The sequence below is a fragment of the Pedobacter sp. N23S346 genome (assembly GCF_048515415.1).
Classification (GTDB): domain Bacteria; phylum Bacteroidota; class Bacteroidia; order Sphingobacteriales; family Sphingobacteriaceae; genus Pedobacter.
This window is the reverse complement of record NZ_JBLYEE010000001.1, coordinates 632,585-654,681: the sequence shown is the minus strand read 5'-3', so window position 1 is coordinate 654,681 and position 22,097 is coordinate 632,585. Positions and strand designations below refer to the sequence as shown.

At 37.5% G+C, this 22,097-nt stretch carries 22 protein-coding genes; 9 read left to right on the top strand and 13 right to left on the bottom strand.

The genetic code is table 11. The features are described 5' to 3' along the window. Positions 1-49 precede the first annotated feature (49 nt). The 8 genes from ACN1CD_RS02790 to ACN1CD_RS02755 all read left to right on the top strand — a co-directional run bounded on the left by ACN1CD_RS02790 (position 50) and on the right by ACN1CD_RS02755 (position 7,474). Positions 50-1,105: an ATP-grasp domain-containing protein gene (locus ACN1CD_RS02790; protein WP_419128718.1), complete on the top strand. Its 1,056-nt coding sequence runs from the start codon at positions 50-52 to the stop codon at positions 1,103-1,105. Between the two features lie 26 nt (positions 1,106-1,131). Next, a complete protein-coding gene (locus ACN1CD_RS02785) occupies positions 1,132-2,232 on the top strand; it encodes a carboxylate-amine ligase (protein WP_154279578.1) in 1,101 nt (366 codons plus the stop codon). Positions 2,233-2,239: 7 nt separating this feature from the next. After that, the gene (locus tag ACN1CD_RS02780) at positions 2,240-3,067 is read left to right on the top strand and encodes a type 1 glutamine amidotransferase (RefSeq protein ID WP_419128717.1); all 828 of its coding nucleotides are present in this window, start codon (positions 2,240-2,242) and stop codon (positions 3,065-3,067) included. 35 nt (positions 3,068-3,102) lie between these two features. Further along, entirely contained in the window at positions 3,103-4,290 is a 1,188-nt protein-coding gene (locus ACN1CD_RS02775; protein ID WP_419128716.1) for a hypothetical protein, read from the top strand. 554 nt (positions 4,291-4,844) lie between these two features. Beyond that, a complete protein-coding gene (locus ACN1CD_RS02770) occupies positions 4,845-5,003 on the top strand; it encodes a FeoB-associated Cys-rich membrane protein (protein WP_238414987.1) in 159 nt (52 codons plus the stop codon). 11 nt (positions 5,004-5,014) lie between these two features. After that, a complete protein-coding gene (locus tag ACN1CD_RS02765; protein WP_419128715.1) occupies positions 5,015-5,602 on the top strand; it encodes a Crp/Fnr family transcriptional regulator in 588 nt (195 codons plus the stop codon). Positions 5,603-6,002: 400 nt separating this feature from the next. After that, positions 6,003-6,536 carry a YceI family protein gene (locus ACN1CD_RS02760; RefSeq protein ID WP_419128713.1) on the top strand — a complete coding sequence of 178 codons (534 nt, stop codon included), beginning with the start codon at positions 6,003-6,005 and terminating at the stop codon, positions 6,534-6,536. 68 nt (positions 6,537-6,604) lie between these two features. Further along, a complete protein-coding gene (locus tag ACN1CD_RS02755; RefSeq protein WP_419128712.1) occupies positions 6,605-7,474 on the top strand; it encodes a pirin family protein in 870 nt (289 codons plus the stop codon). A gap of 97 nt (positions 7,475-7,571) precedes the next feature. Here ACN1CD_RS02755 and ispF read toward each other — a convergent pair whose 3' ends face one another. Both ispF and porV read right to left on the bottom strand, forming a co-directional pair. Continuing rightward, positions 7,572-8,051, bottom strand: coding sequence for a 2-C-methyl-D-erythritol 2,4-cyclodiphosphate synthase (gene ispF, locus ACN1CD_RS02750; protein ID WP_419128711.1), 480 nt, complete (start codon positions 8,049-8,051; stop codon positions 7,572-7,574). Positions 8,052-8,110: 59 nt separating this feature from the next. Next, complete coding sequence (gene porV, locus ACN1CD_RS02745) at positions 8,111-9,295, bottom strand: type IX secretion system outer membrane channel protein PorV (RefSeq protein WP_419128710.1); 1,185 nt, start codon at positions 9,293-9,295, stop codon at positions 8,111-8,113. Positions 9,296-9,968: 673 nt separating this feature from the next. Here porV and ACN1CD_RS02740 point away from each other — a divergent pair. Next, complete coding sequence (locus ACN1CD_RS02740; protein WP_419128708.1) at positions 9,969-11,639, top strand: SUMF1/EgtB/PvdO family nonheme iron enzyme; 1,671 nt, start codon at positions 9,969-9,971, stop codon at positions 11,637-11,639. A gap of 155 nt (positions 11,640-11,794) precedes the next feature. Here ACN1CD_RS02740 and ACN1CD_RS02735 read toward each other — a convergent pair whose 3' ends face one another. From ACN1CD_RS02735 to ACN1CD_RS02685, 11 genes are all read right to left on the bottom strand, one after another. Beyond that, complete coding sequence (locus ACN1CD_RS02735) at positions 11,795-12,295, bottom strand: biotin/lipoyl-containing protein (RefSeq protein WP_419128707.1); 501 nt, start codon at positions 12,293-12,295, stop codon at positions 11,795-11,797. 4 nt (positions 12,296-12,299) lie between these two features. Further along, positions 12,300-13,001: a DUF4159 domain-containing protein gene (locus tag ACN1CD_RS02730; RefSeq protein WP_419128706.1), complete on the bottom strand. Its 702-nt coding sequence runs from the start codon at positions 12,999-13,001 to the stop codon at positions 12,300-12,302. After that, complete coding sequence (locus ACN1CD_RS02725) at positions 12,998-13,702, bottom strand: 16S rRNA (uracil(1498)-N(3))-methyltransferase (protein WP_419128705.1); 705 nt, start codon at positions 13,700-13,702, stop codon at positions 12,998-13,000. Before ACN1CD_RS02725 ends, ACN1CD_RS02730 begins: the two co-directional genes overlap by 4 nt. 9 nt (positions 13,703-13,711) lie before the next feature. Continuing rightward, on the bottom strand, positions 13,712-15,067 hold the full coding sequence (locus ACN1CD_RS02720; RefSeq protein WP_419128961.1) for a hemolysin family protein: 1,356 nt from the start codon (positions 15,065-15,067) through the stop codon (positions 13,712-13,714). Positions 15,068-15,138: 71 nt separating this feature from the next. Further along, on the bottom strand, positions 15,139-15,690 hold the full coding sequence (locus tag ACN1CD_RS02715; protein ID WP_029282047.1) for an inorganic diphosphatase: 552 nt from the start codon (positions 15,688-15,690) through the stop codon (positions 15,139-15,141). Position 15,691: 1 nt separating this feature from the next. Further along, a complete protein-coding gene (locus ACN1CD_RS02710; RefSeq protein ID WP_419128704.1) occupies positions 15,692-16,348 on the bottom strand; it encodes a DedA family protein in 657 nt (218 codons plus the stop codon). Between the two features lie 47 nt (positions 16,349-16,395). Next, on the bottom strand, positions 16,396-17,769 hold the full coding sequence (locus tag ACN1CD_RS02705; RefSeq protein ID WP_419128703.1) for an NADH-quinone oxidoreductase subunit N: 1,374 nt from the start codon (positions 17,767-17,769) through the stop codon (positions 16,396-16,398). Between the two features lie 3 nt (positions 17,770-17,772). Then, positions 17,773-19,236 carry a complex I subunit 4 family protein gene (locus ACN1CD_RS02700; RefSeq protein WP_419128702.1) on the bottom strand — a complete coding sequence of 488 codons (1,464 nt, stop codon included), beginning with the start codon at positions 19,234-19,236 and terminating at the stop codon, positions 17,773-17,775. A gap of 20 nt (positions 19,237-19,256) precedes the next feature. Further along, positions 19,257-21,158: an NADH-quinone oxidoreductase subunit L gene (gene nuoL / locus ACN1CD_RS02695; protein ID WP_419128701.1), complete on the bottom strand. Its 1,902-nt coding sequence runs from the start codon at positions 21,156-21,158 to the stop codon at positions 19,257-19,259. 13 nt (positions 21,159-21,171) lie between these two features. Beyond that, positions 21,172-21,501: an NADH-quinone oxidoreductase subunit NuoK gene (nuoK, locus tag ACN1CD_RS02690; RefSeq protein WP_419128700.1), complete on the bottom strand. Its 330-nt coding sequence runs from the start codon at positions 21,499-21,501 to the stop codon at positions 21,172-21,174. Then, positions 21,501-22,004 (bottom strand): NADH-quinone oxidoreductase subunit J, encoded by a 504-nt coding sequence (locus ACN1CD_RS02685; RefSeq protein WP_419128699.1) that lies wholly within the window; start codon positions 22,002-22,004, stop codon positions 21,501-21,503. The genes nuoK and ACN1CD_RS02685 overlap by 1 nt, the downstream gene beginning before the upstream one ends. Between the last annotated feature and the right edge of the window lie 93 nt (positions 22,005-22,097).

Sequence of the window (22,097 nt, the reverse complement as noted above, 5' to 3'; positions counted from 1 at the left end):
GCTTAAAACGATTGATAAAAAACGAGTAACGAACTAAAAACTAATACAAATGAAAAAAATAGGGATTCTATTCGGCCAGGAGCGTTCTTTCCCAGAAGCCGTTATCGAGAGGATTAATCAGAAAGCTGAAGAAGGCATTACCGCTGAAGCGGTTAAAATCGACAAGATATTTCAGAATGTACCACTAGGTTATTCGGTAATTATTGATCGCATTTCTCAGGATGTTCCGTTTTACCGTGCATCGTTAAAAAATGCAGCCACCACTGGTACTGCCGTAATTAATAATCCATTCTGGTGGAGTGCTGACGAGAAATTCTTTAACAATGCACTTGCAGAACAAATTGGTGTTCCGGTTCCAAAAACAGCCTTGATTCCATCAAGACAGCACCCAACAGGCACTACAGGAGAATCTTTTTCTAACCTCGCCATGCCTTTAGATTGGGATGCCATTTTTGAATATACCGGCTTCCCCGCTTATATGAAACCATACGATGGCGGTGGATGGAGAGATGTTTATAAACTTCACGATAAGGAAGATTTTTTTGATAAACACAGCGGTACCGAGCAATTGGTAATGCTTTTACAAGAAGAAATTATTTTCGAAGAATACTTTAGGTGTTACTGCATAGGCGGAAAACATGTGCGCATTATGCAATATGATCCCCGTAACCCGCATCACTTACGCTACGCCGTAGATGGTAAGGCGCCAGACCCTAAATTGCTAAAAACGGTAGAGGAATATACGCTTAAATTGTGCCAGTACCTGGGCTACGATTTTAATACAGTAGAATTTGCCGTTCGCGATGGTGTGCCTATTGCGATTGATTTCTGCAACCCTGCACCCGATGCAGATATTAAAAGCGTTGGACAAGAAAATTTTGACTGGGTAGTAGAAACCACTGCAAATTATGCCATCGAAAGAGCCAAAGCACAAATAGATGGTCAGGATAATTTAACCTGGGGCGAATACATTAAGGCATCGGTTGCCGGAAAACCCTTAGTGGCTAAAGCGGCACCAAAGGCAACTGCTAAAAAACCTGTTGTAGCTAAGGCAGTTGCCGAAAAAACTACTGCAAAGCCTAAAAAAGCAGCACCTAAAAAATAAAAGGGATTTTATAAATACTTATCAGGATGAATGAATTTACGCTGGGCATAGAGGAAGAGTACATGGTAATTGATCCTGTTACCAGGGAGCTTACCTCGCATGATCAAAAAATTGTTGAAGCTGCACAAAAGATCCATAAAGACCAGGTAAAGGCCGAAATGCATCAAGCTGTGGTAGAGGTTGGAACCGGAATTTGTAAATCGACTACCGAAGCCAGGAAAGAAATTTCTCAGCTTCGCTATACCGTTTCGCAACTGGCCGGAGAACAAGGATTACGGATTGGTGCTGCGGGCACTCACCCATTCTCACATTGGGAAAAGCAATTAATTACCGAGCATCCGCGCTATAATGAAATTGTAAACGAATTGCAGGAGGCCGCAAGATCTAACCTGATTTTTGGTCTTCATGTTCATGTTGGTTTTCAATCGCGTGAGCTGGCTATACACATTGCCAATCAGGTTCGGTATTTTTTACCGCACGTATTTGCATTATCAACAAATTCGCCTTTTTGGGAATCGAGAAATACAGGTTATAAATCATTCAGAACTAAAATTTTCGACAAGTTTCCTCGTACCGGAATTCCTGATATTTTTAACAGCATTGAAGATTATGATAGCTATGTAAAACTGCTGATCAAAACCAATTGCATGGATAATGCTAAGAAAATCTGGTGGGACATTCGTGTCCACCCATTTTTTGATACGGTAGAATTCCGCATTTGCGATTGCCCAATGCTGATTGACGAGACAATGGCTTTTACTGCCCTGTTCCAGGCATTATGTGCAAAATTATATAAGCTGCGTTTGCAGAATATGGAATTCATCAGCTATTCCAGAGCACTTATTAATGAAAATAAATGGCGTGCTGCCCGTTATGGTATTGATGGAAACCTGATCGATTTCGGGAAAGAAATGGAAGTAAATTGCCGTAACCTGATCCTCGAATTATTGGATTTTGTAGATGATGTAGTTGATGAATTAGGCTGCCGCGACGATATTAATTACGTTCATAAAATACTGGAACACGGAACCGGAGCAGACAGGCAGTTGGCTGTTTATCAACAAACTGGTAGCTTTGAATCGGTAGTGGATTACATTACTACCCAAACACTGATTGGTGCCAAGTAATTTTACGATGAATAAAAAAGATTTTAAGGTCGCCGTTATTGACATGAATAACGGCGCTCCTAACCAGGGCATGCGGGGAATTCAGGAAATTCTTGCACGCTATAGAGACGACAATCAAATTAACCTTTCTTTTGATCTTTTTGATTTAAGGCAGAAGGGAGAAATCCCCGGGCTGGAATACGATGCTTATATTTCTAGTGGCGGACCAGGAAGCCCGCTGGAGAGTGAAGGCGAAAAGTGGGAAAACGATTTTTACAATCTGCTCGATCAGATTGAGACCTTTAATAAAGAAAGTGAAATACAGAAAAAGTATGCCTTTTTAATCTGCCACTCCTTCCAACTGGCTTGCCGCAAATATAAATTAGGAAACGTAACGGAAAGGCGATCGAATGCTTTTGGAATCTTTCCAATCACACTTACCGAAGAAGGCGAACAGGATGAGATTTTTAACGGCATCACCAATCCATTCTTTTCTGTAGATAGTAGAGATTGGCAGGTAATTGAACCAGATTTTGATGCTTTTGAAAGAAAAGGCGCTAAACTACTGGCGATAGAAAAAGAACGAAAACATGTCGATTTGGAACGCTGCATGATGTCGATTAGATTTTCAAATGAAATTATTGGTACGCAGTTTCATCCAGAGGCAGATCCAATCGGGATGAAAATGTACTTGCTTCAGGAAGAAAAGAAGAAAGCTATTGTTGATATGCATGGTGAACAAAAGTATTTAGATATGCTGAATAGTTTGGATGATCCGGCAAGGATTGTTCTAACGCAAAGCGTAATTTTACCTAATTTTCTGCAAAAAGCAATCGGAAATTTGCAAGAAGCATAACATCAAAGTCGGTTGTCAAAAACAAATACTAACATATGATACCTTCCCAACGCGAAAAATACAATAAGCAGATTAATGATGAAAAGTATCAGGCATTCATTAAAGACCTTGAAACCGGTTATCCTCAAATTCCTTTTCGCGTGGCGGAAACACCAGTATTCATTCCAAAAGCATTAAAAGAAAAATTAATTGCGGCAGGCGAAGAAATCATTAAACTGATTAAACACCCTAACTTTAAAGATATCACCTCTCCATCAATTCCGCCAGAATGGAATGTACCTCATGAAAATGATCATCCCCATTTTTTAACTTTCGATTTTGGCATTTGTAAAGATGAGGCAGGAGAATTAACACCGATGCTAATTGAAATGCAAGGTTTCCCATCGCTTTATGGTTTCCAGCATCACCTGGGTAAAACTTTTGCAAGGCATTTTAACATTGATCCATCAGTTAATTATTTTTTGAATGGATTTAATGAAGAGCAATACATCCAATTATTAAAAGAAGTAATTATTGGCCAGCATCAACCACATGAAGTGGCGCTGATGGATATCGACGCACCGAATCAAAAAACAGCCATCGATTTTTTTGTGACGCAAAAGTTGCTGGGCATCAAAATACTGGCATTGGCAGATATCAAAAAAGTAGGTAAGCAACTCTTCTACGAAGAAAATGGTGAGCAGATTCATTTAAAAAGAATTTATAACCGATTGATATTTGATGAAGTAGCCAATAATCCGGAAATCTTTAAAACCAGCTTTGACCCCCGCGAGGAACTTGATATTGAATGGGTAACTCATCCCAATTGGTTTTATAGAATCAGCAAATACACCATGCCTTTTCTGGATAGTGAATTCGTGCCAGAAACGCGATTCTTAAATCAAATAGATAGCATTCCAACTGATTTGGAAAATTATGTATTAAAGCCCTTATTTTCTTTCGCCGGCATGGGCGTAATAATCGATGTTACAGAACACGATATTAATGCCATTCCTGATCCTGAAAATTGGATTTTACAGCGAAAAGTTAACTATGAACCTGTTGTACAATCGCCAACTGGCGGTGTGAAAGTAGAAATCAGGATGATGTATTTATGGCCTGATGGTGGTGTGCCGCAACTTTGCATCAATCTGGCCAGGTTAAGTCGTGGCAAAATGATCGGCGTGAGGTACAATGCAGATTTTGACTGGGTTGGTGGTACGGTTGGCTTTATGGAGGAATGATCTCTGGTTTTTTAACCACAGAGAACACAAAGAAAAGGCGCAGAGAACACAAAGCTGGGTTAAATGGCTTTAGCTAACAACTTTTCATCTCAATGCGGTGGTAAATTCTATTTCTATCGCATCAAAGCTTAACCACAGCGCACATCAATAATAAAGTATAGAGATATCTGATTATTCCGTGATTTCTGTGATTCCGTGGCGAAAAATTAATATCAAACATTACGGAATGATTACTGATTTTTAACCACAAAGAACACAAAGAAAAGGCGCAGAGCACGCAAAGCTGGGTTAAATAGCTTTAGCTAAAAACTTTTTCATCTCAGTGCGCTCCGTGCAAACCTCAGTGACCTCAGTGGTAAATTCTATTTGTATTGCATCAAGCTTAACCACACTAAGAATAGGCAAAGAGAACACAAAACATGGGTTTTTACTTTTAACCCCGGTGTAAAAACGATGTTATCTCTCTGGTAAAATGTTTTCCAGTTACCTCAGTCCGTTCAATAATTTACATTCCACTGAACACCAAAACTGGAAAAGCTCATTATATTTGTATTATGAATATTCAAACCATTTTAGTCTTTTTACTTTTTGCGGTAGCATTGGTATATGTTGGCCGTTTGGTTTACAAATCTCTTCAGGTGAAGAAAGATGGCTGCGGAGGCAACTGCAAATGCGGCGTCGATTTTTCAGACATTAAACCATCTAAAAAGTAAATCTCCGCTTCATGATTGATCAGTTTAAAAACTATCTTAAAGAAAAAATAGCCATAACTGATGAGCAATTCGACAGTATTTCCTCCGATTTAAAAGTAAAAAAATTTGATAAGGGTGAGATCCTTCAATATATTGGCGATATTCATAAACATGGTTACTTCGTTTGTAAAGGATTATTAAGAGCTTATTCTATTGATGTTAAAGGCAAGGAGCATATTCTTCAGTTTGCACCAGAGAACTGGTTAATCTCAGACCGGAATAATATGAATAATGAGCCATCAATATTTTTTATTAATGCCATCGAAGCTACAGAAGTGATTATCATGCCAAATGATTTTATGGAACAGGCTGCCTTTAAGGTTCCATGTCTGCAACCCATGCATTTAAGATTGCTTAATAATTCAATTCGTTTTATGCAGAAAAGAATCAATATGCTCCTCAGTGCAACTGCTGAAGAACGTTACCTAGATTTTATTAAGCTTTACCCAAACCTTACCCTCCGTGCACCCCAATGGATGATTGCATCTTACTTGGGTATTACACCTGAATCATTGAGCAGAGTAAGAAAAGAACTGGCCCACAAGCATTTTCGACCTTAAATAATTTTGAAGGATTGAGTTTTGAATGAGTGAATGTCCTTTCAATACGCTAACATTCTCTAATTCAATCCCTCAATAATTTGAATGAATGAATTTTGAATGAGTGAGTGTCCTTTTCAATACGCTAACATTCTCTAATTCAATCCCTCAATAATTTGAATGAATGAATGATGGAATTTTGAATGAAAGAATGTCCTTTCAATACGCTAACATTCTCTAATTCAATCTCTCAATAATTTAAATGAATGAATGATGGAATTTTGAATGAAAGAATGTCCTTTCAACACGCTAACATTCTCTAATTCACTCCTTCAATAATTAATTACCATACATCAACCCCGAGCTTAAGCCTGTACCGTAATTTTGTGATGTAATATTAAACGCATCAAAAACAAAATATATGGCAATCATAAAATGGATTTTAGATCCAACACATAGCGAACTTCAGTTCAAGGTTAAACACTTGATGATCACAACCATTACTGGCAATATGAAGTCGTTTTCGGCAACTTTAGATACTGAAGGCGAAGATTTTGATCATTCGGAAATTACTTTCAAAGGCGATATCAACTCTCTTGATACCGGAAATACAGATCGGGATGATCACTTGAAAAGTGCAGACTTCTTTGATGGTGAAAAATTCCCTCACATAGAATTTATTTCTTCATTGGTTAAAAAAGATGGTAGTGATGATTATATGATCGAAGGCAACTTAACAATCAAAGGTGAAACCAGACCTATAAAATTAACGGCCGAGTTTGGAGGTATCGCTATAGATCCATGGGGAAATACAAAAGCTGGTTTTACCCTAAGTGGAACAATTAACCGCACAGATTTCGGCTTAACCTGGAACACGTCTATTGAGGGTGGTGGCGTTATGGTAAGTGAAGAAGTTCGGTTACTGGGAGAATTACAGTTCATCAAACAAGCATAACAGAGCATAGGGTTTTGAGCATTGAAACGCCGTGCTCAAAACCCTATGCCTCCATAATTGAAAAAGTAATGGAAACAAAACAAATAGCCAGCATTTTAAAAGCGCCTGCACCACACATGGTTGGTGATGGATTTCGCGTGCATAACTTTTTCCCTGGCGGGTATCCTATTGACATGAATCCTTTTTTTCTGATGGATTATGGTTCAAAAATTAATTTTTCTGCCCGTAAAAATCCTAGGGGAGTAGGAATGCATCCACACCGCGGTTTTGAAACCGTAACCATAGCTTACTATGGAGCTGTTGCGCATCATGATAGTGCTGGAAGCTGTGGTGTTATCTATCCAGGCGATGTTCAATGGATGACCGCCGCGAGTGGCATCCTCCATAAAGAATACCATGAAACGCAATACAGTCTTACAGGCGGACCTTTCCAAATGATTCAACTTTGGGTTAATTTACCTGCGAAGGATAAAATGGGAAAACCAAAGTACCAGGCCATTAAGCAGGCGGAAATGGCCTATATTGATTTGCCCGATCAAGCCGGAAAAATCGAAATAATTGCCGGAGATTATCAAGGCATTAAAGGAAGTGCTCAAACCTTTTCGCTTATTCATTTATATAATGCCAGAATCAATAAAGGCGGAAAAGCGAATTTTTCCTTCCCGGAAAATTTAAATACGGGCTTGATGATTGTTGAAGGTGGTATTAAAGTGAATGGAATAGAAAATGCAGAGGTAAATAGCTTTGTTTATTTTAAAAACAATGGAACAGAAATTGAAATCGAAGCCTTAGAAAATAGTATAGTGTTGGTACTAAGCGGTGAACCCATTAATGAGCCAATTGCACATTACGGTCCATTTTTAATGAATACTAATGAAGAAATTAGCCAGGCTATAGCAGATTATAATGAAGGGAAATTTGGCTACCTGGATGAATAAGCTTAAATAAACCTTTAATACATAGAAGTAAAATGGAAGCTGGAGGATAATCCTTAACCCAGCCTTTTTTATTGCAATCTATAACTTAATAAAGCATTTAGGCTTTTTCAATCAAGCAAACGGCATAAGCTACAACACCTTCTTCCCGGCCAACAAAGCCCATTAGCTCATTTGTGGTTGCCTTTATAGAAATATCTTCGGTAGAAACTCCAATAGCCGCTGCAATATTTTCTTGCATGGCAGGAATATGAGGATTAATTTTTGGTGCTTCCAAACAAAGCATCGCATCAATATTACCTACTTGCCATCCTTTTTCTGTTAGTAATTTCACCGTTTCTTTTAACAGAATAACACTACTAATCCCCTTCCAACGGTCGTCTGTATTTTTGAAATGGAAACCGATATCGCGCAGGTTTGCAGCTCCTAGAAGTGCATCGCAAATGGCATGAAGTAAAACATCCGCATCTGAATGCCCAAAGGCCCCTTTATGGTGATCTAAAGTTACGCCACCAACCACAAAAGGATGCTGATCTTTTAACTGGTGTACGTCGAAGCCGAAGCCTACTCTAATTTTCATTTAATTGGATTAATGACCTAATTGGAAGAATCAATTGATAAAGACATCAGATAATGACTTTACTTTACGATTTTCTTATCGCCAAAGTTAAACAAAAGACCAAAACGTAGGGTATTTGCGAGCGGACTTGTTTGCGCATTTGCTAACAAATAAGAGAAATCTATATTGAAAACATTGTATTTTAAGCCCAGCCCCAGTGTAAAATAGCGACTATCTCCCTTCATTGGACTTTGGTGATTATAACCTGCTCTTATTGCAAATTGTTGATTGTACCAATACTCTACCCCAGTTGAGATGCCCACTTCCTTAAGTTCCTCACTAAAGCCGCCAGGTGCGTCACTAAATGAGCCAAATATTCCGGCAGGAACTGACCGATTTGGATCTTTACCACTTACAATGTTATTATTTGCATCGTAAATAGGTTGCGTTGGCACCAGTAACTTATTAAAATCAAGTGCAAAAGTGAAAGTACTGTAATCATCCAGAGTAATGGTAGATGCACCACCTAATTTAAAATTTGTAGGCAGAAAAAAACCTTGACCATCATCAGAATAACTCATTTTCGTGCCAATGTTCGAAATGTTCGCGCCAGCAGAAAAAATAGTTGGCTTACCAAACAAATTACTTGATGTTTTATACAAACCGGAAACATCAACAGCAATTGCATTGCCTCCACGAACCTGCCCGGAAGCAAACTGACCAGAAGCCAGATTGGAATAAATATATCTCAGAGAGGTTCCTAATGAGAATTCTTCACCAAAATTTCTCGCAAAAGTAACATCAAAAGCCAATTCATTCGGATTGGCAATCCCTAACTCTTGTTGATTAATATCTGTTAATTGAATCGAACCTAAAGAAAAATACCTCAATGACGCGCCTATGGTATTTCTATCGTCTAATTTATAGAAACCACTAAGATAGGCAAGGCTAATATCAGGAACCAGGTTTTTTAACCACGGACTATAAGAAACAGCAAAGCCATATGGCTTATCAATAAAAGCTAATTTCGAAGGATTTATACTGGCTGAATTCACATCACCTGGCACCGCTACACCTGCATCCCCCATCGCCCCGGCACGGGCATCAGGTGTGATCAATAAAAATGGAACAGCGGTTACAATATTGTTAGACTCACTGCCACTGGTTAAAGTATTGCCGACAACCACTTGAGCGTTTGTTTTACCAAACATCAAAGCCAATGAGAATGCAGAAAAAGCAAGTTTACTAATGTACTTGAGATTCATCCTTTAAAGGTACGTAATTTTAGATTTTGGTATTTGAAAAAAAACTTGAAGAATATGTTCTTTTAACGTAAAACCAAAAAGTATATTTTACCAAAATACGAATTAACTCATAATTTACTAACTAAACTACGTTTTTTTACATACTGCTGTAACTGCAAAATAAACAACCCAAAGCTAATCAACAGGTTATTGCATTTTATATGCTAACTTACATTCTCGCTCATTGCAACATTTGTTCCTGCTTTACTATTTAATTTTGCGATCACAATATTTACTGTTTCATTCATTTTAGCGCCTCACATCATTCTGGAGTATTTAACACCAGAATGCGCCATTAGATTGATTTGATCCTTGTACAGTATTATTCTTTATGATGACCGATTTGAGTTTTTTATATATTCCTGTTTGAAAGAATGAAGATAAGATTCTATTTTAAAATTATCGTTTGGATGCATACGTCATCTATAAGTGATCTTAATTTTTAGACACCTTATTTACAGTGTTTTAGCGAAAAATTATGTTTCAAATTAAATAGACAAATTAGAAAAGAAACTGATACCTTATGCATTATAAATATATCTCAATAAATTGTTATTATATTTATATATTCACTTAAATTTGTTTAATTTTATCAGTTGAAACGTTGTTGGGCGATACTTTTTTAAAGTAACATATGAAAAAACTATTACTATATTCTTTTACTTGTTTGTCATTGGCAGTTCTGCTATCTGGCTGTAGCTCGAAAGGTGGAAACAGTTCGAGCAAAACGGGCATTCCCTATGCAAATCGAAAGAGCAAAACTAATGCATCAGGAGCCTTTGCCGTAGCTACACAATACAAGCGTGCACCAGGCCCGGGATTAATTCCGATAGAAGGTGGTGTTTTAGTGGTTGGTGGCAGTGCAATTGAAGTACCAGGTGTAGAACCAAATATTTACAATTATAAAAGGCAGGTAACAGTTCCTTCATTTTATATGGATGAAACGGAAGTTTCTAACACCGATTGGTTAGAATACCTACACTGGATCCGATATAATTATCCTGAAGATCGTGAGTTATATTACAATGAACTACCTGACACACTGGTTTGGCGTAGTGCTTTATCTTATAACGAACCTTACGTTGATAATTATTTAAGACATCCGGCTTACCGTGATTACCCTGTTGTTGGCGTATCATGGGAACAAGCATCACGCTATTGCGAATGGAGAACATCAAGAGCTAATGAGTTTATTTTGCGCGAAAAAGGCATTTTAACAGATTATAAAACGCTTAACGCAGGTAATACGGGTAAAGGTAACAACGCAACAGCTGCTGCGACGCCAAAACCAGATAAGCCTTTCAATACTGATGCCTACCTTAATGGCCAATATGATGATAAGGGGAAAAATGCCCCGGTTGATTACAATACTAAAGCAGGAGCGGCTACAACTACTGCTGGCTCAGGAAAAGGAAATGCACAACCACGCAGAACAGCAACCTTAGAAGATGGTGTAATCATGCAGCCTTATCGTTTACCTACAGAGGCTGAATGGGAATATGCAGCTCTCGGACTTATCGGTAACACAGAATACGAAAACATTAACCAGAACAAAATATATCCATGGAACGGATTGGGTGTTAGTTCTGCAAGTAAAAAAACCAGAGGTATGATTCAGGCTAACTTTAAAAGAGCGCCTGGAGATTATATGGGTGTTGGCGGATCATTAAATGATAAAGGTGATTTAACAGTGCCAGTGATCCAATACGCTGCAAATGATTTCGGCTTATTTAACATGGCTGGAAACGTAAATGAGTGGGTTAATGATGTTTACAGAACGGGTACTTTTACTGATGCTGATGCATTTAACCCTTATCGTGGTAATTACTTCACTAATAAAAAATTAGAAGATACTCAAAGCGGCAAAATTTCGCTTGATAAATATGGCAATCCAATTAAGGAAAATGCTTATTCTGGCAGAAAACAAACCTGGGCTGAAAAACAGGCGCAAGCAAAACGCGTAGATTCTATTTCAAAATCTACAGATCCACAAACGATTGGAACGGCTAACGTATACCAGGCAGATCAAAGGGGTTATCGCGACAGACAGAATACCATCTTAAATGAAGAAGGTGTAACGCTGGTTAATGATAAATCAAGAGTTTATAAAGGTGGCTCGTGGAATGATATGGCTTATTGGTTAAATCCAGCCACACGTCGTTTCCTGCAACAGGATGAATCATCTGCAGAAGTAGGTTTCCGTTGCGCAATGACCATGCTTGGAGCACCTGAAATTAGTACCGTTGGCAAAAGAAGTTTTAAAACACCCCCTCCAAAACCTTACCGGGTGGGAAGAAGTAAATAAGACATAAAAGAAAAGTCCCGACTAAAAACCGGGACTTTCTTTTTGCGTGATGCTTTATTAACTTTAAGCTTTGCCACCTAAAACATTTAAGAACAGCTAATTAGGTGGTTTAAATTTAATTAGCTTTCGATAATTATCTTAAAGGCTATAATTTCTTATTTAAATTGAATTAATATTTGATTCTTCTCCACTTTATCTCCTTGCTTGATGGCTACTTTACTAACAATACCATCTGCTGGAGATTTTAAAATGTTTTCCATTTTCATCGCTTCCAGCACCAAAAGATTATCTCCTTTTTTCACTTCAGCATACGCTTCTACCAATACCTTTAAAACCAAGCCTGGCATCGGTGCTTTTATTTCAGTGACTTTACTCGAAGCTAAATTATCCATTCCCAACTGTTTTAATAACTGATCAAATTGGTCTTCTACTTTAGTTTCAAAGATGGTTCCATTGATTTTTATTTTGCAGGTTTTATCTTGTTGACTGGCATCGATAATCTCAACATTATAGGATTTGTTATGATATAATATATGAGTTTGTGAAGGTGAGATCTTGCTTAAATCCAGTTCCACCTCCTTATCATTCACAAAAGTTTTTGCTTCCCGCTCTTCAATATTAAACAGCGTGTTTTCATTTACCGCAATCTTATTCATCGTATTATTGTGTTAAAGCATATTGCACCAGATTTGCGCCCATTTTAAGCGCCTTTAAGCGCGTCTCCTGTGTGTCTTCAGGATAAGTCCCAAGATCTTCCCAGCCATTCCCCAAATCGCATTCATAAGTATAATAGCAAACTACTCTTCCCTTGTAGATCAATGCAAACCCTTGCGGACGCTTATTGTCATGTTCATGAATTTTTGGTAAGCCCCCTGAAAACTTAAATTTCTGATTGTAAATGGCATGATTAGATGGCAGTTCTACAAAGCTGAGTTCTGGAAATACCTTCTTCATTTGCGGCCTGATAAACTTGTCCAAGCCATAATTATCATCAATATGAAGAAAACCACCTCCAATTAGATATTGCCGTAAATTTTTTGCTTCAAGATCGCTGAACTGTACATTTCCATGCCCGGTCATATAAACAAAGGGATAACCGAAGATTTCTTTACCTCCAACTTCAACAATGCTTTCTTCAGCATAAAAATTGGTTTTGAGATTCGAATTACAGAAAGCGATAAGATTCGGAAGTGCTGTTCTGTCAGCATACCAATCGCCACCTCCATTGTACTTTAATTTGCCCATTCGATAAGAAGGTACCTTAAATGAAACCAGAATAAGGAATAATGAGCAAGGAACAAGGAAAAACAGGAATGAATTTTGCCCTACAACTTTTAACTTATAACTTTTAACTCTTTTCATCGGTTAAGGTAATTAATCTCAAAACAAACAGATAACGCAGCAGTTTCTGTGCGTAACCTGTTCTCACCTAAAGTTAGTGGTTTAAAGCCTTTATTCAAAGCTAAATCAACTTCTTCTGGTGTGAAATCACCTTCGGGACCAATAAGAATTAAATATTTTTGATGGGGTACTACTTGTTCAGAAATAAACTTCTTCTCAGAATTATCGATACAATGCGCTATTAACTGCTCGCCATCAAAAGGCAGTTTTAAGAAATCATCAAACGAGGTCGCCTCATTTAGCTTCGGATGGTATGCTTTAATAGATTGTTTTATAGCAGACGTGATTACTTTATTTAAACGATCCTCCTTAACTACTCTTCGTTCTGATCGATCAGTTATAATTGGCGTAATTTCATCAATTCCTAATTCAGTGGCTTTTTCTAAGAACCACTCCAGTCTATCAATGTTTTTAGTTGGTGCTACCGCAATATGGAGATAGTGATTTCTTTTATGAAACGCTCGTTCTACGTTAAGGATAGATAGAACAACTTTTTTAGGATGATCAGCAATAATTTCTGCAGTGTAGAAACCGCCAATACCATCAACGAGATTAACCACAGCACCTGTGGAAAGACGAAGAACACGAACACAGTGTTTACTTTCTTCTTCGTTTAGGGTATAAGTATTTTGGGTAATATCTGGCGTATAAAAAATATGCATACGTTGAAATTAGTGATTATCAACCATATCTTCTTTACTGATCACCAATTCTAACTTTATTGTTTCAATGTTTTGCTCGGTTTTCTTCAAAATGGTAAATAAGTAACCATATGATTCATTACTTTCGCCAACTTCGGGAATGCGTTCAAACACGTGAGATACCAAACCACCAATAGTATCGAAATCTTCATCCTCTGGCAAATCATGTGGTAAATGCTCATTAACATCATAAACCGTTGCGAAAGCATTTACGATAAATTCATTATCAGATACTTTTTCAACCAGTGGTTTCTCTTCATCGTATTCATCCTGAATCTCACCCACTAATTCTTCCACAATATCTTCTAGTGTAACCATTCCAGCTGTTCCACCAAACTCATCTAAAACGATAGCAATTTGAATGCGATTGCTTTGAAGCTCACTCATCAAATCATTAATTTTTTTTGTTTCTGTAACTAAGTAAGGCTTGCGGATGATGTCGTTTAATGTCCAGTGTTGGTTTCCTGCTGCAACTAGTGGAAGAATATCCTTGGCGTGAATAATCCCAACGATTTTGTCCATAATTTCATCATAAACCGGTAAACGGGAATATCCTTCTTTAATAATTCTGTCTATCACTTCTTCCTTCGGAGAACTTAATTCGATACCCGAAATTTTCGTTCTGGGTACCATAATATTTTTAACTACACGCTCATTAAAATCGAAAACATTTTTAATCAGTTCGTGCTCGTTATTATCAAGCGCACCACTTTCTTTACCTTGCTCCAGTAAATACTGTAATTCTTCTGTACTGTGAAGCGATTCATGCCCAGCTGATGTATCGATACCAAATGGCTTTAAAATTATTGCTGCAAGGCTATTTAAAGTCCAGATGAATGGCCTGAAAACAACGTAAAAGATTTGCAAGGGTACCGAAACAAATAATGTTGTAGCCACCGGACGCTGAATAGCAAAAGATTTAGGAGCAAGTTCACCAAATACGATGTGCATTACAGTGATTAGTGAGAATGCCACTATTGTAGATGCAGTATGAATAGAAGCATCACTTAAGCCCCATTGGAGGCTATCAAAAAGATTTTTAAAAATAGTATGCATAACGCCTTCACCAACCCAGCCTAAGCCTAGTGATGCAAGCGTTATACCTAGCTGTGTGGCGGCCAGATAACCATCCAGGTTATGGATAATCGTTTTGGCCATTTTACCCACTCTACTGCCTGTTTTTGCTTTAATTTCAATTTGAGATGCTCGAACTTTAACAATGGCAAACTCTGCCGCAACGAAAAATCCATTCAACAATACCAGAAATAATGCAAAAAATAATCGCCATCCAACAGAAGTTGTATCAGTTTCCGCCAGGGCAACCATCGCCAAGTCTGTTGATGGAAGGATTGCGCTTAGTTTAAAATTTAAAAACAAGCAAACCGTGGGTAAATCCATTAAGCTAATTCTCTAAATGTAGTGTTATAAAGTTCCATGCTTTCTTTAATTACTTTATGAGCATAGCGAACACCTAACAAATGTTCGATAGTTACATTTTTATCTTCTAAAGCTTTATAATCCTGGAAGAAACGAACAATTTCTTTCATTTGGTGTGGAGGCAATTCATCTAAATCGTTAATGTAATTAACAGACATATCATGAGCAGCTACCGCAATAATTTTATCATCTTGCTCACCATTATCCACCATATGCATTACACCAACAACTTTCGCTTCGATTAAAGTCATAGGATAAACGTCTACAGAACAAAGCACCAAAATATCTAATGGATCTTTATCATCACAATAAGTTTGAGGAATAAAGCCATAGTTAGCAGGGTACATTACTGATGAGAAAAGAACCCTGTCTAATTTAATCAAGCCAGATTCTTTATCTATTTCGTATTTTGCTTTTGAGCCTTTTGGGATTTCAATAATTGCATTTACAATTTCCGGTACGTTTTTACCTGGTGATACGCTATGCCAAGCGTGAGTTTCTTCTTTTGCCATTTTAATTTGAATCTGTCTTTTCCTCGTCAGAACTTGTTACTTTACTTTTTACAAATGTAATCAATAAAGGGATAGTTGTAATAAAGATGAAGCCTATAATAATATATAATAAGTAATCGTTAATTTCTTTTTCAAACCTTCTTCCTAAGAAATACCCTAATAATGTAAGAGAGCAAATCCATAGTACACCACCAACTACGTTGTAAAGTGCGAACCTTTTGAAGTCTAATCTCACCACCCCAGCAAAAATCGGTGCAAAAGTTCGAACAATTGGCACAAACCTGCCCATAATTAATGCAAAAGCCCCTTGTTTGTTATAATAGCGTTCTGCAGCCTTAAGATATTTCTTTTTAAAAAAGAAACTGTCTTTTCTGGTATACAGCACCGGACCCGTTTTTCGTCCAAACCAATAACCGGTAAAGTTACCGGAAATGGCTGCAACACAAAGACCAGCCAGCAGCAATGCAATATTTACATCCAACTTTCCTGTAGCAACAAACATGCCCGCAAGAAACAACAAATAATCACCTGGGAGAAAGAAACCGAAGAAAAGACCGGTTTCCGCATAAATTACAAATACGACAAGATAGAAACCGCCCTCCCTCAATAATTTCTCGGGATCAATCAGGTGATGCAGGTTATTCCAAAAATCGTGCATATTGAATTATTCGTAAAACTACAAATAATTATCTAACAACAGTATACCTATATTAGGTTTAAAATAATTCCAGGATAAATACCCAAAATAAGAGTAATCGCTACTGAAACTAATAAAACAACCTTGTATTGGCCTGGTGTAGCAAGTTCAATTTCTGCACCATCTTTAAACCACATGGCAACAATAACTTTGAAATAATAATAGAATCCTACTAAAGCATTCAGAATCGCAAAAGCTACTAACAGCGTTTGGTATTCTCCCATTACGTTCAGGAACATTAAATACTTTCCTATAAAGCCGGCTGTTAATGGGATCCCAGCTAATGATAACATCGCAACGGTAAGAGACAGTGCCACCAAAGGGTTTTTCTTACCCAGGCCGTTAAAACTTTCGAAGCTATCACTCCCTGTTTTCTGTTTTACTAAAATTAATACTGCAAAAGCAATGATTGACGCGAAAGTATAAGCAGCTGCATACACCAAGACATTATTTTCAGATTTTGCACTTAAAACTATAAGCGAGAATAAAAGATAACCTGCATGAGATATACTGGAATAAGCCAACATCCGCTTAAAGTTCTTTTGGAACAAAGCTGTAATGTTACCAATAAATAAAGTTAAACAAACGATAACCATCAGTGGCGCAACCCAAAAATCGTGAAGCGGAGCAAATGAACCTGCAAACAACCTTAAGAATGCTGCAAAGCCAGCAGTTTTCACTACCGTACTCATGAAAGTAGTAATTAGTGTTGGTGAACCTTCGTATACATCCGGAGTCCAGAAGTGGAATGGTGCAGCGCCAACTTTAAAGCATAAACCAATCATCATTAAGATTACTCCAGGATAAAAGATTGGTGAAATTGCTTTACTGTTATCTACCAGGTAAGCTTGAATTTTATCTAAATCGAATGATCCTGTAGCACCATAAATTAAAGTAATCCCAAATAATAAGAAACCTGTAGAAAAGGCACCCATCAGGAAATATTTCAATGAAGCTTCGTTCGATGCAAAATCCCTTTTACGTATTCCTGCAAGGATATATAAACTCACAGACATGATCTCTAGCCCCACAAATAACATCGCCATGTTTTTATACGATACCATCATAATCATCCCCGCCAGGGCGAAAAGAATTAGGGTAAAATATTCAGCTACGTTATCGCTTTTAGCATGAAAATAATTTTGAGTCAATAAGAATATTAATAGCGTTCCAATAATGCAAATACCAGAAAATGCCAGTGCAAAATTATCCGTCTGCATCATGCCAAAGTGTACAGCATTACCATTCCAGGCACTGATAGTGAAACCCAGAGCAGTAAGTAGCCCAACAACGGTAAGCGGCAATAATGCTTTCTTGGCTTTAAACAAACCTGCGTAAAGTACAATAAAAGCGGTTATACTAATGGTTATGATAATATTCATTGCTTATTTTACTGATGTTAATTTTTGATTTACCTGTTCTAATAAATGTTGTACAGATGCCTCTGTTATGTGCAATAATGGTTTAGGATATACCCCTAAAATAATAATCAATGCACAAATAATATAAAGCACCAATTTTTCAGTTCCCTGAATATCGGCGAAGGTAATGGTTAAAGTATTGGTTTTTCCAAGCATAACATTCTGATACATGCGTAACATGTAAACGGCTCCAAAAATAATGGTCAAACCTGCAATAGCTGCCGCCCAAATGCCATAATTGTAAACGCCCATTAGCAATAAGAATTCTCCGATAAAGCCGTTTGTTCCTGGTAACGCTACCGTTCCTAAAACAATAATCAAGAAAACAATCGCCAGTTGCGGTGCTGCTTTTGCAATACCACCAAGCTCTTCTATTTTATTTGTTTTCGTTCTGGAAAAGATAATATCTAAAACGAAGAATAATCCAACTACGTTAATACCGTGACTTAACATTTGCACCATTGCACCTTGCATCCCCTGTTGGTTTAAGGCAAATATCCCTGCAGAAATTAATCCAACGTGGGCAATAGATGAATAGGCAACTAAACGTTTGGCATCTTTTTGCGTAAAAGCGATTAATGAGGCATAAACAATTCCGATTATCGAAAGCACCATTGCTAAGCCTGACCAGTCTTGAACACCAGTTGGAACAATAGGCAATAACCACCTGATTACACCATAAATACCCATCTTCAACATGATACCGGATAATAACATCGTTCCTTGAGTCGGAGCGGCCGTATAGGTATCTGGTTGCCAGGTATGGAAAGGAAAAATTGGCATTTTAATCGCAAAAGCTATGAAGAAGGCCCAGAATATCCATCCCTGTTGAGCACTATCCAGGTTCAAAGCATAAAATGCCTGAATATCAAAATTATCAGCCGGGTTTTGTAAATACAGGTAAATAATACCCATTAACATAAACAATGATCCTGCAATCGTATAAACGAAGAATTTCATGTTGATACGAATTCTATCTTTACCACCCCAGAACGCACAAATAAAGTAGATAGGAATCAAAGCGGCTTCCCAACCGATATAGAACAAGAAAGCATCCATTGCTGTGAACACCAAAAGCAACCCTGTCTGCATGAATAAAATTAATGCATAAAAAGCAGCAGGATTTTTATAATCGTGTTTGTAACTTGATAAAATGATAATTGGTATTAACAAGTTAGTTAGCAATACCACAAGCATGCTGATTCCATCAATACCTGCATGGAAGTGAATGCCTAAATCAGCAATCCATGGTAGATTTACCTCAAACTGAGTGCTTGCATCTGGAATGAAGGTACCCGCGATAAACAAAGCCAGCCCCAAAGAAGCAACCGAAATTACGGTTGAAACTATTTTAGCAGATTGACCAGCAAAGGCCGTTAGGATAGCGCCTGCAAGCGGAAGAAATATAAGTAGTAAAAGTTGTTCCATTATTTAATTTTGAACCCTTTTTATATGTATAAAAATGTATATAACAATAATGCGACGATACCAAATACCATCATAAATATATAGAAACCTACGTTTCCACTTTGCAATAAACGGACGCCTTTACTGGCTTCGTTTGTACTCCAGCCTAATCCATTCACAATACCGTCAATAAACTTGGTATCAATGATCCTATAGAAAAATCTTGAAAATGCATCTAACGGCTTGGTGATAATAAAATCATAAATCTCATCTAAATAGAATTTATTATATGATAATTTCGCAAGCGCGGAACGTGGTGCCTCATCTGCTACCGGAACACGTGCACCTTTTACATATCTTGTATAAGCGTAAAGCAAGGCAATAATTGCGGCAACAACCGATGTTCCCATCAATGCATATTCTGTATTGTGACTTAAACCTAATTCATGTTGAGCAACACCTGCACCCGATAACCAGTGTGCTAACCATTCATTTCCTCCAAAAACATGAGGAATATTGATTGCTCCGCCAATAGCCGCTAAAATAGCCAAGATAATTAATGGGGTAGTCATTGCTGCTGGTGATTCATGAACATGACTTTCTTCATGGTGCGTGCCTCTGTATTTTCCAGAGAAAGTAAGGAACATCATTCTGAACATATAGAATGCTGTTAAGAATGCAGTGATTACACCAACACCCCAAAGCACCGGACTATATTGAAATGCATGTGCCAAAATTTCATCTTTAGAAAAGAAGCCAGAAAACGGAGGTAAACCTGCAATGGCGATGGTACCGATCATCATGGTTAAGAAAGTAACAGGAAGTTTCTTTCTTAAGCCACCCATGTGGCGCATATCTTGTTCGTGGTGCATGGCATGAATTACCGAACCAGCACCCAGGAATAATAATGCTTTGAAGAATGCATGCGTTAATACATGGAAGAATGAACCCGTATATGCGCCAACACCTAAGCCTAAAAACATATATCCCAATTGAGATACGGTTGAATAAGCCAAAACTTTTTTGATATCTGTTTGAGTTAATGCAATAATTGCTGCAACTAAAGTTGTTGCTGCTCCAACAATTGCAATGATATGTTGAGTGAAAGGTGCAAGATCAAATAAAACACTTGAACGTGCAATCATATAGATTCCGGCCGTTACCATAGTTGCCGCGTGAATTAGTGCAGAAACTGGGGTTGGTCCAGCCATTGCATCTGGCAACCAGGTAAATAATGGCAATTGTGCAGATTTACCGCAGGCACCAATAAATAACAAAATGGTAATTAGAACCAGCGTATTGTTTCCTGGCAACATATTAGCTGCTTGTGGGAATATTTTTGAAAATTCAACACTTCCGAAGAAATTGAACATTAAAAACACACCTAGTAAAAAGCCTAAGTCACCTATTCTGTTCATTACAAATGCCTTTTTTGCTGCTGATGCATAAGCACTATTGGTGTACCAGAAACCGATTAATAGGTATGAGCATAAACCTACTCCTTCCCAACCGATAAACATTACAATATAGTTTGAACCCAATACGAGTAATAGCATGAAGAATACAAACAGGTTCAGATAAGAGAAAAATTTACCGAATCCCTCATCATCGTGCATGTAGCTGGTAGAATATAGGTGGATTAAGAAACCAATTCCTGTAATAATCAAAAGCATGATCGAACTCAATGGATCAACCAGGAATGATAAAGGAATGTGTAATGCTCCTGCGCTAATCCAATCGAATAAAAATACTTCGTGAGATTTTTGTGTGTCGCCTTGTAAACTAAAGAAAATGACTAAGCTGATGATGAAAGAGGCTAAAATTACGCCACTTCCAATGATGCCAACAAGTCCTTTAGATAAAGAGTTTCTGCCCAGCCCATTAATTACAAACCCTAAAAGAGGAAGTAAAGGAACTAACCAAATCAATTGTTCTATTGCCATTCTTAATATATATTTACCACTTAAGGCGATTTAAAACATTAATATCTATCGATTTTGTATTTCTATAAACCATTACAATAATTGCTAAACCAACTGCAACTTCTGCAGCAGCAAGCGCCATAATGAAGAATACAAAAACTTGTCCTGATGGGTCATTACTATGAACCGAAAAAGCAGTTAAAAGCAAGTTTACGGCATTCAACATCAGTTCAATCGACATAAAAATTACGATTGCGTTTCTGCGGGTTAATACGCCAATTACACCGATAGCGAAAATAATTGCGCTTAAATAGATGTAATGATTTAGTGGCACACCTGCCATTTGTGTAGTTATGTTTTCCATTATGCCTCTACCTCATCTCTTTTAGATAATAAAACGGCTCCAACCATTGCTGCCAATAGTAATAGAGATGATAATTCGAATGGTAATAAGAATGGTCCGAACAGCTCTTTACCTAAGTTTTCTACTAAACCCAATCCCTGGTTTTTCAAAATTAAAGGGCTATTGATGCTTGCTGCTTTAAATGAACCTACTAAGGTTACGATTAAACAACATCCTGCGATTACACCCACAATTTTAATTAATGGAGATTTTATAGGTTCGGTTTCCTTATTCAGGTTGAGAAGCATCAGTACGAATAAAAATAATACCATGATGGCTCCCATGTAAACAATGAAGTTTACAACAGCTAAAAACTGAGCATTCAATAATACGTAGTGTACAGTGAATGTGAAGAAGGTAAGAATTAAGTACAATACACTGTGAATTGGATTTTTTGCAAAAATCACCATCAGTGAAAAGATGATACTTAATGTGGCTACGAAATAGAATACTTGTGTACTCATTAATTTGTTATTTGTTTATTTGTCTCTTCGTCCGTCATTGCGAGGTACGAAGCAATCTTTAATTTCGTCACCCTGAATTTATTTCAGGGTCTT

What these genes read in the sequence shown, in the direction of transcription:
- ACN1CD_RS02790 (WP_419128718.1), top strand. Translation starts at nt 50, where the DNA reads ATGAAAAAAATAGGGATTCTATTCGGCCAGGAGCGTTCTTTCCCAGAA.
- ACN1CD_RS02785 (WP_154279578.1), top strand. Translation starts at nt 1,132, where the DNA reads ATGAATGAATTTACGCTGGGCATAGAGGAAGAGTACATGGTAATTGAT.
- ACN1CD_RS02780 (WP_419128717.1), top strand. Translation starts at nt 2,240, where the DNA reads ATGAATAAAAAAGATTTTAAGGTCGCCGTTATTGACATGAATAACGGC.
- ACN1CD_RS02775 (WP_419128716.1), top strand. Translation starts at nt 3,103, where the DNA reads ATGATACCTTCCCAACGCGAAAAATACAATAAGCAGATTAATGATGAA.
- ACN1CD_RS02770 (WP_238414987.1), top strand. Translation starts at nt 4,845, where the DNA reads ATGAATATTCAAACCATTTTAGTCTTTTTACTTTTTGCGGTAGCATTG.
- ACN1CD_RS02765 (WP_419128715.1), top strand. Translation starts at nt 5,015, where the DNA reads ATGATTGATCAGTTTAAAAACTATCTTAAAGAAAAAATAGCCATAACT.
- ACN1CD_RS02760 (WP_419128713.1), top strand. Translation starts at nt 6,003, where the DNA reads ATGGCAATCATAAAATGGATTTTAGATCCAACACATAGCGAACTTCAG.
- ACN1CD_RS02755 (WP_419128712.1), top strand. Translation starts at nt 6,605, where the DNA reads ATGGAAACAAAACAAATAGCCAGCATTTTAAAAGCGCCTGCACCACAC.
- ispF (WP_419128711.1), bottom strand. Translation starts at nt 8,051, where the DNA reads ATGAAAATTAGAGTAGGCTTCGGCTTCGACGTACACCAGTTAAAAGAT.
- porV (WP_419128710.1), bottom strand. Translation starts at nt 9,295, where the DNA reads ATGAATCTCAAGTACATTAGTAAACTTGCTTTTTCTGCATTCTCATTG.
- ACN1CD_RS02740 (WP_419128708.1), top strand. Translation starts at nt 9,969, where the DNA reads ATGAAAAAACTATTACTATATTCTTTTACTTGTTTGTCATTGGCAGTT.
- ACN1CD_RS02735 (WP_419128707.1), bottom strand. Translation starts at nt 12,295, where the DNA reads ATGAATAAGATTGCGGTAAATGAAAACACGCTGTTTAATATTGAAGAG.
- ACN1CD_RS02730 (WP_419128706.1), bottom strand. Translation starts at nt 13,001, where the DNA reads ATGAAAAGAGTTAAAAGTTATAAGTTAAAAGTTGTAGGGCAAAATTCA.
- ACN1CD_RS02725 (WP_419128705.1), bottom strand. Translation starts at nt 13,702, where the DNA reads ATGCATATTTTTTATACGCCAGATATTACCCAAAATACTTATACCCTA.
- ACN1CD_RS02720 (WP_419128961.1), bottom strand. Translation starts at nt 15,067, where the DNA reads ATGGTTGCCCTGGCGGAAACTGATACAACTTCTGTTGGATGGCGATTA.
- ACN1CD_RS02715 (WP_029282047.1), bottom strand. Translation starts at nt 15,690, where the DNA reads ATGGCAAAAGAAGAAACTCACGCTTGGCATAGCGTATCACCAGGTAAA.
- ACN1CD_RS02710 (WP_419128704.1), bottom strand. Translation starts at nt 16,348, where the DNA reads ATGCACGATTTTTGGAATAACCTGCATCACCTGATTGATCCCGAGAAA.
- ACN1CD_RS02705 (WP_419128703.1), bottom strand. Translation starts at nt 17,769, where the DNA reads ATGAATATTATCATAACCATTAGTATAACCGCTTTTATTGTACTTTAC.
- ACN1CD_RS02700 (WP_419128702.1), bottom strand. Translation starts at nt 19,236, where the DNA reads ATGGAACAACTTTTACTACTTATATTTCTTCCGCTTGCAGGCGCTATC.
- nuoL (WP_419128701.1), bottom strand. Translation starts at nt 21,158, where the DNA reads ATGGCAATAGAACAATTGATTTGGTTAGTTCCTTTACTTCCTCTTTTA.
- nuoK (WP_419128700.1), bottom strand. Translation starts at nt 21,501, where the DNA reads ATGGAAAACATAACTACACAAATGGCAGGTGTGCCACTAAATCATTAC.
- ACN1CD_RS02685 (WP_419128699.1), bottom strand. Translation starts at nt 22,004, where the DNA reads ATGAGTACACAAGTATTCTATTTCGTAGCCACATTAAGTATCATCTTT.